The sequence below is a fragment of the Paenibacillus sp. MER 180 genome (assembly GCF_023713665.1).
Taxonomy (GTDB): Bacteria; Bacillota; Bacilli; order Paenibacillales; family Paenibacillaceae; genus Paenibacillus_B; species Paenibacillus_B suaedae.
The window spans coordinates 75,728-90,210 of sequence record NZ_JAMAVT010000019.1; the positions used below are offsets into that span (position 1 = coordinate 75,728).

Annotated in this window: 13 protein-coding genes, 1 pseudogene and 1 riboswitch; of the genes and pseudogenes, 9 read left to right on the forward strand and 5 right to left on the reverse strand. The window is 44.8% G+C overall.

What is annotated here, in order from left to right:
- Positions 1-260 precede the first annotated feature (260 nt).
- From M3661_RS24240 to M3661_RS24265, 6 genes and pseudogenes are all read left to right on the forward strand, one after another.
- Positions 261-1,427, forward strand: a complete 1,167-nt coding sequence (locus tag M3661_RS24240; protein WP_251489345.1) for a bis-aminopropyl spermidine synthase family protein — start codon at positions 261-263, stop codon at positions 1,425-1,427.
- Positions 1,428-1,447: 20 nt separating this feature from the next.
- The gene (locus tag M3661_RS24245; protein WP_065291798.1) at positions 1,448-1,975 is read left to right on the forward strand and encodes a GNAT family N-acetyltransferase; all 528 of its coding nucleotides are present in this window, start codon (positions 1,448-1,450) and stop codon (positions 1,973-1,975) included.
- Between the two features lie 480 nt (positions 1,976-2,455).
- Positions 2,456-3,088 carry a TetR/AcrR family transcriptional regulator gene (locus M3661_RS24250; protein WP_065291797.1) on the forward strand — a complete coding sequence of 211 codons (633 nt, stop codon included), beginning with the start codon at positions 2,456-2,458 and terminating at the stop codon, positions 3,086-3,088.
- Positions 3,089-3,131: 43 nt separating this feature from the next.
- Positions 3,132-4,355 (forward strand): annotated as a pseudogene (locus M3661_RS24255) (cytochrome P450 family protein).
- Between the two features lie 65 nt (positions 4,356-4,420).
- Positions 4,421-5,464: an AraC family transcriptional regulator gene (locus M3661_RS24260; RefSeq protein WP_251489347.1), complete on the forward strand. Its 1,044-nt coding sequence runs from the start codon at positions 4,421-4,423 to the stop codon at positions 5,462-5,464.
- 3 nt (positions 5,465-5,467) lie between these two features.
- Positions 5,468-6,256, forward strand: coding sequence for a class I SAM-dependent methyltransferase (locus M3661_RS24265; RefSeq protein WP_251489349.1), 789 nt, complete (start codon positions 5,468-5,470; stop codon positions 6,254-6,256).
- A gap of 47 nt (positions 6,257-6,303) precedes the next feature.
- Here the strand turns inward: M3661_RS24265 and M3661_RS24270 are convergent, their stop codons facing one another.
- From M3661_RS24270 to M3661_RS24280, 3 genes are all read right to left on the reverse strand, one after another.
- Positions 6,304-6,963: a nucleoside/nucleotide kinase family protein gene (locus M3661_RS24270; protein ID WP_065291795.1), complete on the reverse strand. Its 660-nt coding sequence runs from the start codon at positions 6,961-6,963 to the stop codon at positions 6,304-6,306.
- 89 nt (positions 6,964-7,052) lie between these two features.
- Entirely contained in the window at positions 7,053-8,804 is a 1,752-nt protein-coding gene (gene ade, locus M3661_RS24275; protein ID WP_251489351.1) for an adenine deaminase, read from the reverse strand.
- Positions 8,805-8,966: 162 nt separating this feature from the next.
- A riboswitch (purine riboswitch) is annotated at positions 8,967-9,068 on the reverse strand.
- Positions 9,069-9,288: 220 nt separating this feature from the next.
- On the reverse strand, positions 9,289-9,687 hold the full coding sequence (locus M3661_RS24280) for a hypothetical protein (RefSeq protein ID WP_251489353.1): 399 nt from the start codon (positions 9,685-9,687) through the stop codon (positions 9,289-9,291).
- Between the two features lie 230 nt (positions 9,688-9,917).
- Here M3661_RS24280 and M3661_RS24285 point away from each other — a divergent pair, with 230 nt between their 5' ends.
- On the forward strand, positions 9,918-10,535 hold the full coding sequence (locus tag M3661_RS24285) for a hypothetical protein (protein ID WP_251489356.1): 618 nt from the start codon (positions 9,918-9,920) through the stop codon (positions 10,533-10,535).
- A 141-nt stretch (positions 10,536-10,676) separates the two neighbouring features.
- Here the strand turns inward: M3661_RS24285 and M3661_RS24290 are convergent, their stop codons facing one another.
- Positions 10,677-10,994: a magnetosome magnetite crystal formation protein family gene (locus M3661_RS24290; protein ID WP_065291792.1), complete on the reverse strand. Its 318-nt coding sequence runs from the start codon at positions 10,992-10,994 to the stop codon at positions 10,677-10,679.
- Between the two features lie 554 nt (positions 10,995-11,548).
- Positions 11,549-12,127: an ATP-dependent Clp endopeptidase proteolytic subunit ClpP gene (gene clpP, locus M3661_RS24295; RefSeq protein WP_065291791.1), complete on the reverse strand. Its 579-nt coding sequence runs from the start codon at positions 12,125-12,127 to the stop codon at positions 11,549-11,551.
- 240 nt (positions 12,128-12,367) lie between these two features.
- Here clpP and M3661_RS24300 point away from each other — a divergent pair, with 240 nt between their 5' ends.
- A complete protein-coding gene (locus M3661_RS24300; RefSeq protein WP_065291790.1) occupies positions 12,368-13,105 on the forward strand; it encodes an RNA polymerase sigma factor in 738 nt (245 codons plus the stop codon).
- 327 nt (positions 13,106-13,432) lie between these two features.
- Entirely contained in the window at positions 13,433-14,407 is a 975-nt protein-coding gene (locus tag M3661_RS24305; protein WP_251489358.1) for a phosphotransferase enzyme family protein, read from the forward strand.
- Positions 14,408-14,483 lie beyond the last annotated feature (76 nt).

Below are 14,483 nucleotides of genomic sequence, written 5' to 3' on the forward strand. Positions count from 1 at the left end.
CTGCTTAGCAGTATTTATTTGCTGTGGCTTTGCGTACCCTCGGAATTAGTTAAGAACAACGGATATCATACTTGCCTTAGGTCATAAGTATGCCTATTTATTGAACCCGCATCCGTGCTTCTTGAAGCACGGATTTTTGCTTTATTTAAGGGCTTATTTAGGTATCAATCAAGAAGGGCGTAGAATGACGTTTGTTCATTCTGCGCCTTTTTTGTGTGCCATGAATGAGCGTCATTCCACCACAAAGGAGGATTAACGCAATGCGCAATTTTATCGACATCGCAAATGAAGGCGTACGCTTGGAAGAAGGGATCACTGTCATCGAGCAGCTCTTGTTGGAATGTTATTTGAACCCTGGAATCTCTACCAAAGAATTGGCCCGGAAAGCTCTTATTCCGATACCAACTGCTGCTGCCGTTAAACGGGAACTTATCAAGGTCGGGGCCATTGTTCAGGATAAAGGAGCACGCTGTACCGTGAAAGGGAAAGCATGGGTTGAGGAACAATGGGGATATCTCGGAATCCATAGAAGCCTATATCAAGAGCTGATGGCTTTCGAAAATGGGATTCATTCCGATCTGCACCATGTATTAGCCGATTTGCGGGAAATCATGAAGTATCGTCCACAGGCCGATACTCGAATCGATCAATCCAAATGTACACCGGAGACTAGCTTACGCAGAGCAGTGCTTTGTTTGAAGCAGCAATTCTTAATTGGGAAACAGATTATGTGTGTGGGCGACGACGATTTGGTTAGCGTATCAATTGGACTGCTGCTTCAAGCTCTATTCCCTAATGGGAGACATTCCAAAACAGCAGTGCATGTCGTTGACATGGATGAGCGATTTTTACATTACATTCATGATGTGGCACAGCAAAAACGATTGCCGATTCAATGCATCTATCACGATTTGAGAGAACCACTGCCGGCAAACTTGCATGGGAAGTTCGATTGTTTCTTCACAGATCCCCCGTATACGCTGCAGGGGATGAGCCTCTTCGTATCTCGAGGTATTAGCGCACTGCGGAAGAGAAAAGGCTTGCCGATTTTCTTATCCTTCGCACACAAGTCACCTGATTACATGTTCACGATGCAGCGTGAGTTCCTGAGAATGGGGCTGACGATGAGTGCAACATTGCCGCGATTCAATGAATACGAAGGAGCAGAAATTATCGCGAATCGAAGCCAGATGATCATTCTCAAGACGACCGAACGTACCATACCGGATTGCTCAGGGACATTTGAGGATGCATTATACACAGGTGAAGTGAGGCAGACGATGCGTACGTACAAATGTAAACAGTGTGGGAGCAAGATCCCGGTTGGCAGCCAATGTGAGATCGCAACGATAGAGCAGCTCAAGCACCGAGGCTGCGACTCATGCGGCAACGATACGTTTGATTTCATGAATAAGAAAACATTATGATATATCAAGAAGGAGAAAACATGAACATCATCATTCGAAAAGAAACACAAGCAGACTACCAAGTGACTGAATCCGTTGTGAAACAGGCATTCGACGCATTGGAATTCAGTGATCAAAAGGAACATGAATTAGTATCCCGTGTCCGGCAATCCGACGCATTCATTCCGGAGTTATCCTTAGTCGCTGTTCTCAGTGATCGTATCGTCGGTCACATCCTGTTATCTCGAATAACAATTCGTGGAGATCAGCACACCGTAGATTCACTCGCCTTGGCTCCCGTATCCGTGTTACCGGAATACCAAGCTCTCGGAATTGGAAAGAAGCTGATCCGTGAAGCACTGCAGCTAGCTGTACAGTTGGGATACAGTTCTGTGATCGTATTGGGTCATCCTCAGTATTATCCAAAGTTCGGCTTCAAGAAAGCCTCAATATGGGGGATACAACCACCTTTTGAAGTGCCTGACGAGGTATTTATGGCATTGGAGCTGCAAGAGCACGCTCTGGATCACGCTTCCGGGGTTGTGCAGTATCCAAGTGAATTTTTTTGAATAAATGGTCGTTCTGGCCGGTATGCAGATGATCAGGCCAGGTAGCGAGCCATACATGGGAGAGTCGATAATGAGGTACCCAATTGTCGCGTATGATGCGAAATACCATGAACGATTAGTAGACATATGGCTTCGTACGCACAGATAGGGCGTTCAGTTCTCGACGGAACAGGCCGACCTTTTCCATTGCTGCATCTAGAACTAAAAAATGATCAATCGGGTTAAGCTTTTATATCGATATCGAGATACAATCATGTAATACTATTTCTGCTAAAATAATAAACGAAGTAATCGGGTGTTTTATATTCGTATTTTATGTTTAGATGTTCAAGCCAGTCTCCCTAGAGGGGATTGGCTTGAACTCTTTTTGTCTTGAGATTAATTTCATAATGAAAAAGGATGAGGGCGGCATATTTGGATCGTTTCATCATATGATCGATACTGACCGAAAGGTTAGTAAAAAGTGAAGGAGGAGAAGCTTTGCCTGTAAGGCTCTACGAAAGAGAAAAAGTGTTGAGGGCCTGCATATCCGTATTCGCGAGCAATGGTTATAAAAACACTTCGACCGGGATGCTGGCTGAAGCAGCCGGCACATCGAAGGCTTTAATATTTCATCATTTCACCAGCAAGAAGAAGCTTTATTTCAGCTTATTGAATCATTGCATTGAAAAGTTATCAAGCAAAATTCGAGCGGACTACATACTCGATAACGAGGATTTTTTTGAGGCTATAGATACGATCAGCCGCTTAAAACTAAATTACTTTCGTAAACACGCGAATGAATACAAATTGGTGTACGAGGCTTTCTATTTGATGCCTGATGAACTGAAAGAAGACATTGAGCTGAAGTATGGGCACGCAATTGCCCTCAGGTATCAAGAGTGGGAACGATTATTTGAAAAAGTTCAGCTGCGAGAAGGCGTTCAGCGCAAGCAAGCTTTTGAGCTAATCAAGATTACGCTGGAGCATTTCCAAAGGAAGTTTATTGAGGAGCTCAAGGATATTGATAACATTGAGGAAGAATGCCTTGATGTCTTGCTTGATGAGATGAAAAGCTTCTGCTGCATGATCCGCCATGGAATTGCATCGGACACGACTGACACGAATGCATGACCCAATGATTATGGAAACGGCGAATGTGAAAAGGAGCGAAAATATGAAGAGATTAACGAGTGACGACTTTATCTCTACGGAACCAATGCACGATGTCGTCTCATTTTATGCGAAATTTTATGAGCAGCAGGAACCGCTGTACCGCCTTGATAATTTTTTTGGCATGGGGGAAGCATGGCTCGCATTTCGCCACGATGATGTTGTTGCAATATTAAAAGACCCTCGCTTCATCAAGGACATCCGCAAGCTGACACCAAGGGAACAACCCATAGAGGAGAACGCATCCGTGAATGCCTTGATGGAATGGGTGATCAACATGCCGAATATGCTCACTGTTGATCCGCCCGATCATACCAGGCTGCGCAGGCTGGTATCCAGAGCCTTCACCCCCAACATGATTGAGGAGCTACATCCCCGTATTCAGCAGATTGCCGATGAATTGCTGGATGCTGTGCAGGAGCAGGGAAAGATGGATCTTGTATCGGATTTTGCCTATCCGCTTCCTATCACCGTCATTTCGGAAATGCTTGGCATTCCCGTCGCTGAGCGAAGCCAATTCCGAGAATGGACGCGTACACTTGGGCAAGCCTCACTGGATCCGAAGGAAAGTGAGGCGGTTGTTGCCACACTGAATGAATTTATTCAATATATTCAATTACTTCTAACCGAGAAACGCAAAAATCCTGGAAACGATGTAATCAGCAGTCTCGTTCAGGCCTATGACGAAGGTGATCATTTAAGCGAGAATGAGCTCCTATCGACCATATGGCTGCTTATCTCCGCCGGACATGAAACGACATTCAATCTGATCGCCAACGGCACGCTGGCTCTGCTTTAGCACCCAGATCAGATGCGTCTGCTCCAGAACGATTCCTCTTTGGTGCCTTCCGCAGTGGAGGAATTATTGCGCTTCGCTGGTCCAGTCTTGCTTGGCAGCCGCATTGCGGGCGAAGATATAGTGCTTCACGGTCAGACGATTCGTAAGGGCGAAATGATTGTGATCACGTTGAACGGAGCCAACTTTGATCCGCATAAGTTTGCGAATCCCGGTACTCTGAACATTACGCGTGAAGAGAATGAGCACTTAACCTTTGGCAAGGGAATTCATCACTGCTTAGGCGCCCCATTGGCCCGATTGGAAGGTCAGGTTGCTTTCCGCACACTGCTGCGACGACTGCCTAATCTGCGCCTGGCAATTGATCCCGAGCATCTGACCTATAACAAGGACTCAATGCGTTCACTTGCGAGCTTGCCTGTATTGTTTTAGGCTCTTCATCACGGTTCGCTTGACTGTAATTCGACGTTCACATGTCTTCAGGTTTTGTCGTATCAATGATACGCAAGCTTGAGGACATTTCTTTTTTTGCAAACATACAAGCCTTTAGCAAGATTGGAACAGCATCTATCCCACAGAACAGATACAATAAAGGTAACAACGAACCACTGCTAGAGGAAAGGACAGATTTTGCATTGGATTACAAGGACGATATTCAGCGCAGTATCGAGTATATCGAAACAAATCTAACCAGAGAGCTTACTGCCATTGAAATTGCAGAGCATATCGGATACTCGGTATATCATTTTTGCAGAGTATTCAGCGTCCACCAAGGTATGCCTCTGATGGATTTTGTGCGTAAGAAAAGATTGATTCAGGCAAGGAGATCGCTGCTCACGAACCGTAAAATTATTGATATTGCCCTAGATTACGGGTTCGAAACAGCAAGCGGTTTTTCCAAATCCTTCCGCAAAGAATTTAGCTACAGTCCGACCGTCTATCTTACTAAGTTCAAAGCATGGCATTCAAGCAATCTATACATTCATTTGGAGGGAGACAGAATGCACCCTATTTTTGTAACAAAATCCGAATTCAAAGTAGCTGGCTATGGCATTTACACGAATCTGGCGAACGGGTATACGAAAGACATCGCAGCCTATTGGGATACGTATATCGGAGACAATTTGGAAAGCAAGATGTATGAGCAATTAACTCCGCCGGAGCACGGCGAGGTAGGAATCTGTATCCCCGCATCAGCTGAAGGGAATATTGTCTATTTATTTGGCGTAATCGTTAAAGATTATAGCAAGGTTACTCCCGACATGATAACTGTCGAAGTTCCTGAGGCACATTATGCCGTCTTCACAACACCGCCAGTCGATTATTTCGGAAGCGATGCAGCTTATGATGCAGATCCGCTAGCTGCGGCCGTTCAAGCAACCTGGACCTACATTTTCGAGGAATGGTTCCCGAACAGTGAATATGTATACGATGAATCCAAGCTCGATTTTGAATTTTATGATGAACGCTGCCACGGACAGAGCAATGTCGTCATGGATATTTATGTCCCAGTCCAAAAATCAATTGCTCAGGGGGAATAGAGTATGGAGAAGCAATATTATGGAGAGTTATGCTCCTTATTTTACGATTTGGATAAGCCAGAGGCACCGAAGGAACAAATGGACTTCTGGATGTCTTATGCCGATAAGACAATGAGAATATTAGAGCCTATGTGCGGATCAGGTCGGTTTCTAGTCCCATTTCTTGAACAAGGTTATCAGATCGATGGATTCGATTTGTCTGCGGATATGATACATAGATGTATAGAGAAGCTCACATCATTAGGCTTCAGTACACATATTGATATATGTGATTTCAACAACTTTGATACGTCGATTGCGAAGTATGATTTAATCTTTATTGCAGCTGGATCATTTTCCTTATTAACGGATCGGGACGAGGTAATCAAGGCTCTCCAAGTTATGAAGAATTGTCTAACTCCGACAGGTCGCATCGTGTTAAGTGTTGAATCCGACCTTCCTTATCGTGGAATTGGACAAACTAGCATTAATCAACAGCAATTCGATTTGGCAGCGTTCGAGGAAGGCAGGAGGGTAGGGAAGGACTCCGTAGAAGTAGCACTGCGAAGCAAGAATGCTTACGATACGGACCAACAAATTTTATACTCGATGATTTCCTATGAGTTGTATATCGATAATAGATCTGTACGTACCGAATACGAGGATTTTCATTTGAGACTGTATCTACCGAATGAATTCGACAGCATCGTTGAGCAATGCGGGTTCGTGATCGCTCATAAATTTGCCGATTTAGATAAAAATAATGTTGATTTCCAGCAGGCAGAAGAGATCTATTACGAACTTCATACATAAAACGTCAAGGGCGGCTAATCCTGCAGCAGGAAGGCCGCCCTCATCGTTCATGCAACAATGTATGGATTGCAAGTATCGTTATTGTTCACAATGACATCTGCGCACAGTTGTGGAGCGTGTTCCTCAATATACAGCTGGGATGCTGCATGATATCGATTCACAAACACAGCTTCCGCCTTCTCATAACTTCCGAAAGCAAGTGCCTCCCGCAGTGCCCCTCTATTTCTAGCAATTGCATAATCCGTATCTACAAACACCTTGAAATCGAAGAGCGTCCGCAGCTCCTTTTTCAGTAAGAAGGTTCCATCGATGATTACAATCAAATCCTTGGCTGCTAATTGCAATTCTGGATTCACATATACATCCTGAGCTAGATCCAATGAGATCGTCTGGTAATACAGGCTACCATTGGGCCCGAGGGGAACGAGAAGCTTTTGTTTGAATGACTCATAATCATGAGCATCCTCGTAATATCCGGTTGCAGAATCCTTGCCTTGTCTGTAGCGAATTTGCCTTGGATGATGAAAGTGATCAATACTAGCTCTAATCACGCGACTTTGCCTACATTGAAGTTCCTCAGCTAGCTCATTTGCAAGTGTTGTCTTCCCAGATGCAGTGATTCCACTAATCCCCACACGAATCGGATGGTCTAATCTCAAATCTACGATTCGATCCGCGATTTCAGCGATCAACTTTCTTCGCAACATATTGCTCCTCCTTATGTGATAGAGCAGCATCCATTCTCTTATTTGCAGGTCGAAAACGTGTGGGAATGGGATGGTAATATCAGATTGATTTATGAATGAGCGGACACTGGAATATGCGTAAAGCTAGCAAAATCGAACAAGCCCATATCGGTCAGCTTCAGTTCCGGAATAACCGGCAAGCAGAGGAATGACAAGGTGACAAAAGGATTGAACTCCTGTGAAGCGCCAATGTGTGCCAATGCATCATTGAGACGTTCCATACGATCAAGTACCTCCGTATATTCGCCCTTCGCCATCAATCCTGCCAGCGGAAGCTCGATCGAAGCGAGGACTTCGCCCTGGCTTACTACAACCAAGCCGCCCTCTAAGTCACGCAGCGCCTGAACAGCTGTCAGCATATCCTGATCGTTGCTTCCGGCTACAACTAAATTGTGCGAATCATGTGCTACGGTAGAGGCAATCGCTCCGGATTGTATGCCAAATCCCTTCACAATGCCTAGTCCAACACAGCCAGTATGGTGATGTCGCTCGAACACGGCGATCTTCAATTGATCCTTCTTGGTAGAAGGGCAGAAGTACCCATTCGCTACGTCTACTTCCTCAATAAGATGTGTCGTGATTAGACTATTCGGATTAATGCCGATAATGTGGCAGTGTCGTTCTGTTTCACCCAGTTCAATTTGCAGATCATGCTCCGTAATCTCAGACAGATGTACGGTCTTCAATAAAGGGGCAGGGATATCAGTTGCTTGGATCTTCGGCCCTGTATACTGGCCATTCTCGCCGACTAAGCTTCCGCCTTTGTACACCTGAGCAATCGTCAGTTCCTGCAGGTCATCCAACAATAACAGATCTGCCTCGTACCCTGGGGCAATCGCACCCTTCGCATGCAAGCCGAAGCATTCAGCTGCATTCAGAGAAGCCATCTGAATCGCTTGCAGCGGGTCAAGACCGTATCGAATAGCAAGGCGTGCATTATGATCAACGCTGCCCTCATGGAGCAGCTCATCCAAGTGCTTATCGTCGGTACAGAACACACAGCGGCGGGCATTGCTCGCTGTAACAGCCGGGATGAGCGCCTCAACATCCTTCGCAACCGATCCCTCGCGCAGCATGACATACATACCTCTGCGCAGTCTTGCCTTTGCTTCCTCAGCTGTCACACATTCATGGTCATTGCGAATGCCTACAGATCGGTACACATTGATAGCTTCTTCATCTAATCCAGCACCATGGCCGTCAATCAGTTTGCCGTGCCGATGCGATGATAACAACTTGTCCACCATATCCGCATCACCACGGCGTACAGAAGGGTAATCCATCACTTCCGCCAATCCTAGGACGCGTGGGTGAGTGTAGAAGGGTTCCAGACTGGCAGCATCCAGCTTCGCTCCGGCATGCTCGAATGGCGTACAAGGGACACACGATGGGAGCATGACAAAGACGTCCAGCGGCAGATTTTCAGAGGCATCGAGCATATATTGAATGCCATCCGCTCCCGCAACATTTGCAATCTCGTGGGGATCTGTAATGACCGTCGTAACTCCATGCGGAAGTACAACACGAGCGAATTCGGATGGCGTAACCATAGCAGATTCAATGTGAACGTGCGTATCGATGAAAGAGGGTGCAATATAGCGGCCTTTCGCATCGATGACGCGATCTCCTTCATAGCTGCCGCCAATTCCTACGATAATGCCATCTACAATCGCGACATCACCTTCCATAATTTCTAGATTGAAGACGTCAACGATCTTTCCGTTCGTGATGACAAGATCAGCAGACTTCATTCTGCCCGCTGCGGCAATTCGATTGTTCCAATGCTGCTTGCTCCAATTCATTCGAAATCACATTCCTTTTCTCGTTGTATGAATAGTGTGGGGATAAAGCACCCATATAAATACAAAAAAACTTTAGTTCTGATAACTAAAGTTTGACGGTAAGGAGCAAGAACAGCCTGTCCATGCTAGATAGAAGAGTTAGCGCTCAATCCGATCCCACATAGCAAGCATTCTTTTCCTCGTAGTCAAACTGTTTACGGCAGCTCGGTAGAGACGATTGGACCATATTTCCAAAGTTATACGAAGAAGTATACGGTTGTAATTCTCTACATTGTATAGGGCGCCATTATTCCCGTCAACCCGGGAGCTTGTTCCTAGCAGATCAATTGTTTGTAATAAGAGGAAGAGAAAACGCAGGAATGGGAAGCAATATAAGGTAAAGTGGAAATGAGTGATGAAACCATAATTGTAGGTCCATACGGAAAATGGGGAAGTAGTTGAACAGAGGGAGTGAGTATCCCTCTGTTCGTTTGTGAATTCACTTCTAATCCTTCAAAGCATATAGCTGCTGTTGATTCACTGGTGACGTATTTACTGCTCCAGCATAGAAATTCAATAATGCCATCATATCTTGCGTACTTTGACTGGAATTGCTGGATAGATTGTTAACCGGCTGTTGAGCTACGGACGACTCAGCATTGCCAATGAATTCACCAAAAGTCTGTTTTGTTTCGCCTAACAATACTTTGCTGCCGTCTGGTCTGACGAGATATTGCCGAATATAGCCGTCTTCGCGGGTCGTTACGAGTTTGCCCTTTTTATTCTCTTTTTCATCTGATTCCTGCTTTTGTATTTCCTTCATTGTGTCCGCAAATAACGGCTCAGATTGTGCTTTGGATCGCTTCGCGGCAGGCGGGATTCGATAATAAGATTCAATACGCATCTATGTAACCCTCCATCATTTTGCATGTTATTAGTAATTTGCTTTCATGTTATCTATCGGAAAATAACTGCTTATCGCTTAATATTTTTGAAAAAAAGAATAATGAAGTTATGTCTTGAACCTGGACAGCACATGCAAAACGGGCGTATTTCAATTCTATTTCTAGCTGCTTGACCGCGTCATCCTTCCTTATCATTTCATATAATTGTAATGATAGGGGGGTGTTAATTTTGTGCAATCATGGGTTTGAAGATGACAACTGCAACAGCTCGATGGAAATATTGCAAAGTACTGCTGATATGGCATTCCGTGTTCCTGTATTTCTCAGCCATCCTAGTACACTAAATAATACACAGTTGAGATTTTTAAGTCGCTTAATTACAGAGATTCAGAACGCGCTTCTCTTTCCTCGTACGCTGCCCGATACAGAACAGTACCCGGAGAAAACCTTAACGAGTGTACGCCGTATGATCCTATCCAGCTACGGTTTCATAGCCACTAATTTGCAGCAGGTGTTCGCAATGTATACGCAGACCAATACTGGCTCACAACCACCAGCGCCGTCTTGGGAGGGAGCACCGTTCTTGCAAATTGAACCTTCTATGGCGTATCTATACGGATTGCCTATGCTGTTGATTAAGGAAAAGGGAGTAAACAGTATCGGAATCTGGAATCCCTTAGTTCAACCTTATTTTATTATCGAATGGGATTCGACGAAGCCGCTCAATGATTTCTTCGGAACCGTAGAATGGAAAGAGTTGTTCCAGAACTGGGTCGCTAGGGTCAGAAATGGTTATTTTATACAGACTGAGCCTTCGTTCCAATATGAATGTCGGGGAAATCTGTAGAGAATTAAGGGGAATGCTGTCATTTGAATATAAATAGGATACGCCACAAAAAGTACCTCTATCCCATTTCGAAAGAGGTACCTTTGTGTGGCGTATATAATTTCAAGTCATGCAGGGAAGAAGAATCTGATTCGAAATGAATTAAGAATTGATAACCTGAATCCCTTTGATAATATTCCATACAAAGTAGTACACGCTTATCACTCCGCATACACAAAATGCGATAATTGCACCGATTCCCCATGCGACGCCAATGTCGCGTACACTAACCCCAATTAAGCCAAACAACATTACCGCAATAATGACCGCGATACTTGGAATAAGGTGAGTCCATAGCGCACGTTTGGCATGGCTTCTTGTTACCGAATCTCCAACAATCCAGGCTAAAACAGGGAATAAGATAGGCGCAAAGAGAACGCTCCAGTACGAAAATGCCGATATTACTTTATTTTCTTTCATTTATGTTCACCTCTAGTAGTTATTGTTCTTATCTTGTTCTGATACATAGATCATACAATAAGACTTTGGCTCTACCTATCGATCAAGCTTTCAATATCATTACGAATTTGTAAGCCTAGGGCAAGTTTCATCATTCGATTCGCCTCGTAGTCCATCCGTTGACTGCTTACATTTATGATTCCTATAATAAGTTCAAGGGAATTCATTTCCAACGAAACTTGTCCATCGCGCTTATGAGACGCATCGCCATACGATAAAAGGTGGGGAAGAGCTTCATCTGAGAAGCATCGAGGTTGGCATGAGGCCTGCCCGGGGATGGGTATCCGATAATCGGATATCACGAATCTAAGAAGGGGCTGTATCTTGCCGTCATGCATTCCGCCATCATATTAGCTTCGCTTATCAGCTGACTCGCTGCTAAGGAAATTATTGATAAAGTGCAATTGGAGGAATTACAAGCATGTCGATTGGCTAGATTTAATAAAGAAAGCAGATCATAAGCGATCAAGCTGACTAATGCACTTGGATAGCAGCTTGATCGCTCATGTCACGTACTACTTGAGTATCTTGTCAATAATCCCATATTCAAGCGCTTCTTCTGCAGTCATAAAGTAGTCGCGATCCATGTCTTTCTCAATTCGTTCGGCGGGCTGACCAGTATGGCCAGCCATTAATTGCACAAGTCTCTCGCGCATCTTGAGAATGCGTTTGGCGCTGATGGCAATGTCGCTTGCCTGTCCTTGAGCGCCTCCATGGGGTTGGTGAATCATGATTTCGCTATTGGGTAGTGCAAAGCGCTTGCCCTTGGCTCCTGCTAACAGCAGAATCGATCCATAGGAGGCGGCTAATCCTGTACAGATGGTATGAACCTGCGGCTTAATGTATTGCATTGTGTCATAGATGCCAAATCCTGCAGTGACCGAGCCTCCTGGACTATTGATGTACATATAAATGTCTTTGTCTGAATCCTCCGCTGCAAGAAGAAGGAGCTGCGCAACAACACTATTGGCCAGACTATCATTAATTTCAGAACCGACAAAAACAATTCGATCCTTCAGCAATCGGGAATAGATGTCGTAGGAGCGTTCGCCTCGACTCGTTTGCTCAACAACATATGGGATATAGTTGGACATGGTAATACCTCCTCTGTTTTTCCACTGTGGAATATCCAGAAAACGAATGGATCGCAGCAGAAGATACGGTTCAGAGGACAAAAGTTTTTTTCACAAGGTTGCGTAACGCAATGCATGCTTCATTCGTTTACTGATAAGAAGATACACCATAATTGCCGCCATGAATGATTCATGTTAGGCATGAAGAAGGCTGATGAAGTGAAAGCGAGAACGAGCGAATGAAGGAGTTGACTGTGAAGGATGACCAATCTAGATCAAGTGCAGAGCGTCGAACAACCTAATCTGAAGCAGTTGAACGACGTACTGAACAGATATTGCCTCTCTCTCACACATTCCAAATGGGATTCTGAGGATCTCGTACAGGATACGTGGGTCAAGATTCTAGCCCGTAACAAGGAGTTAGAACACAACAACCCTGAAGCGCTGCTGCTGCGTACAGCCAAGAACGCTTGGATTGACCAAGTACGCCGAAGACATCGATTGGATCAAATTCTGGTAAAGCAGCAGCTTCAATCTCAAGAACACAATGATCCTATACAAGAGAATAGTACAATTGACATTGAAGCCGCCTTCCAATATATGATGACACACTTGTCTCCTCTGCAAAGAACCGTCCTCCTTATGCGCAGCGTACTCGGGTATTCTGTTGCTGACACTGCAAATAAGCTGAAGACAACGGAAGGGGCGGTGAAGGCTGCATATCATCGAGCACGGAAGGTGCTGCTTGATGTGAAGGAAGATGAATACATGGAAGAAGCGGCCCTGCCTGACAATGTGGAAGCTCAAAGCCACATACGGGCACTCGCTATTGCATTTGTCAATGGAGAAGTCAATGAGGTATTGAGACTTGTGCAGGGAGAACAGGATCTCGTTCCTGTATTAAATATGTACTCTAGGTCGAATCAGATGCGTTATAAACAGAAGCAGCGGGATTATAAGCAGATGTTCCACCATTTTGAAGCCTTACTAGCTGCATAAAGTATGCTCGTATGGAGCAATGCAGCATGCTGTTTCTGGATAATCTGTGAATCGCTTAGCCCGCCTCATGCATACACGTCGATATGGGCAAACGTCTTCAGCATGTGACACGTAACATGGAGCTGAGGGCGCTTGCCCGATCCTCCTTTATGAAAAGGTGAGAAGGGGAGCAATTTATCTAGTTTAAGCGAGCAATAATAATGATAACCGTGCTATAAACATCTTTGGATATTCATAGCGTTGTAGACAATCCCAACATTAGGAAGTAGACTGGCTATATAGTATTTTGGACATGTCTACATAATCATCGATGAGAGGAAATTGAAGATGACAGATGTACAATTACATCACATTTTACACTGTTTTCGCTTCCATAAGCCTGAAATCACTTTCCTGAGGCATAATGAGAATCGGACATATAAAGTGAGCGACGCTGACGGCAGCACTTATGTCCTGCGTGTTCATCAGCCGTTTAAAGAAAGTATGACAGGCTTGCAACATACTTATGAAGGCTTGCTGGGTGAACTGTTCATGCTGGAAGCCTTGGCGAAGGAGAGCAGCCTGCTGGTACAGTCGCCGCTGCGCAATCAAGATGGGGAATTGATTACCGTCATCGAACATGAAGGGCAGCGATTGAACTGTTCGGTACTAACGTGGCTGGACGGTAGGGATCTTCAGAAGGAGGACGTTCAGAAGCCAGAATTGGTCAAGCTGCTCGGATCTCAAGTTGCTGAACTCCATGAATTTTACCGTCAGTATCCGCGCGATCGGGTAAAGAATCGACCAGAGCAAGGGATTGCATATAATGTTGACTTGATTTCAACAATACATACAGGGTTGGAACTCGGTTTATTTGTGCCTTCAGATGTCGCGATCATCGAGAAATGCATTCATCTTATCAACGATAAACTTGAGCAATTCGGAACCGAGGATAGATGGGGACTTATTCACGGTGATTTAGGTTTTGGTAATATGATTATCTCTCCTGAAGGTCAATTAAGCTTTATTGACTTCGGATTCTTTGGCCCGGGATACGATTGGACAGACATCGCCATGGGGGCGATGATGGCTCCCGCAGCACACAGAGACATATTCCTAGAGGGATATTACGGAACTGCGAACATTGCTGTGGACGAGCTTGTTCTAATCGAAGGCATGATGCTGATTTCGATTATCGGATATTACGCGTTTCAAATGGGGAACGAGTCCGTACGTAATTGGATGCGGGAGAAAATGCCGAAGCTTTGTGCTGATCATTGTGTGCCATTCCTAGCAGGAGAGCGAATATTTTATCAGGTATAGGGTAATTATGTCACGTCGAGTCCTTATATTTTTCCAAGATGATTGATAAGATAGGGGAAGAACATATATTCCGTGG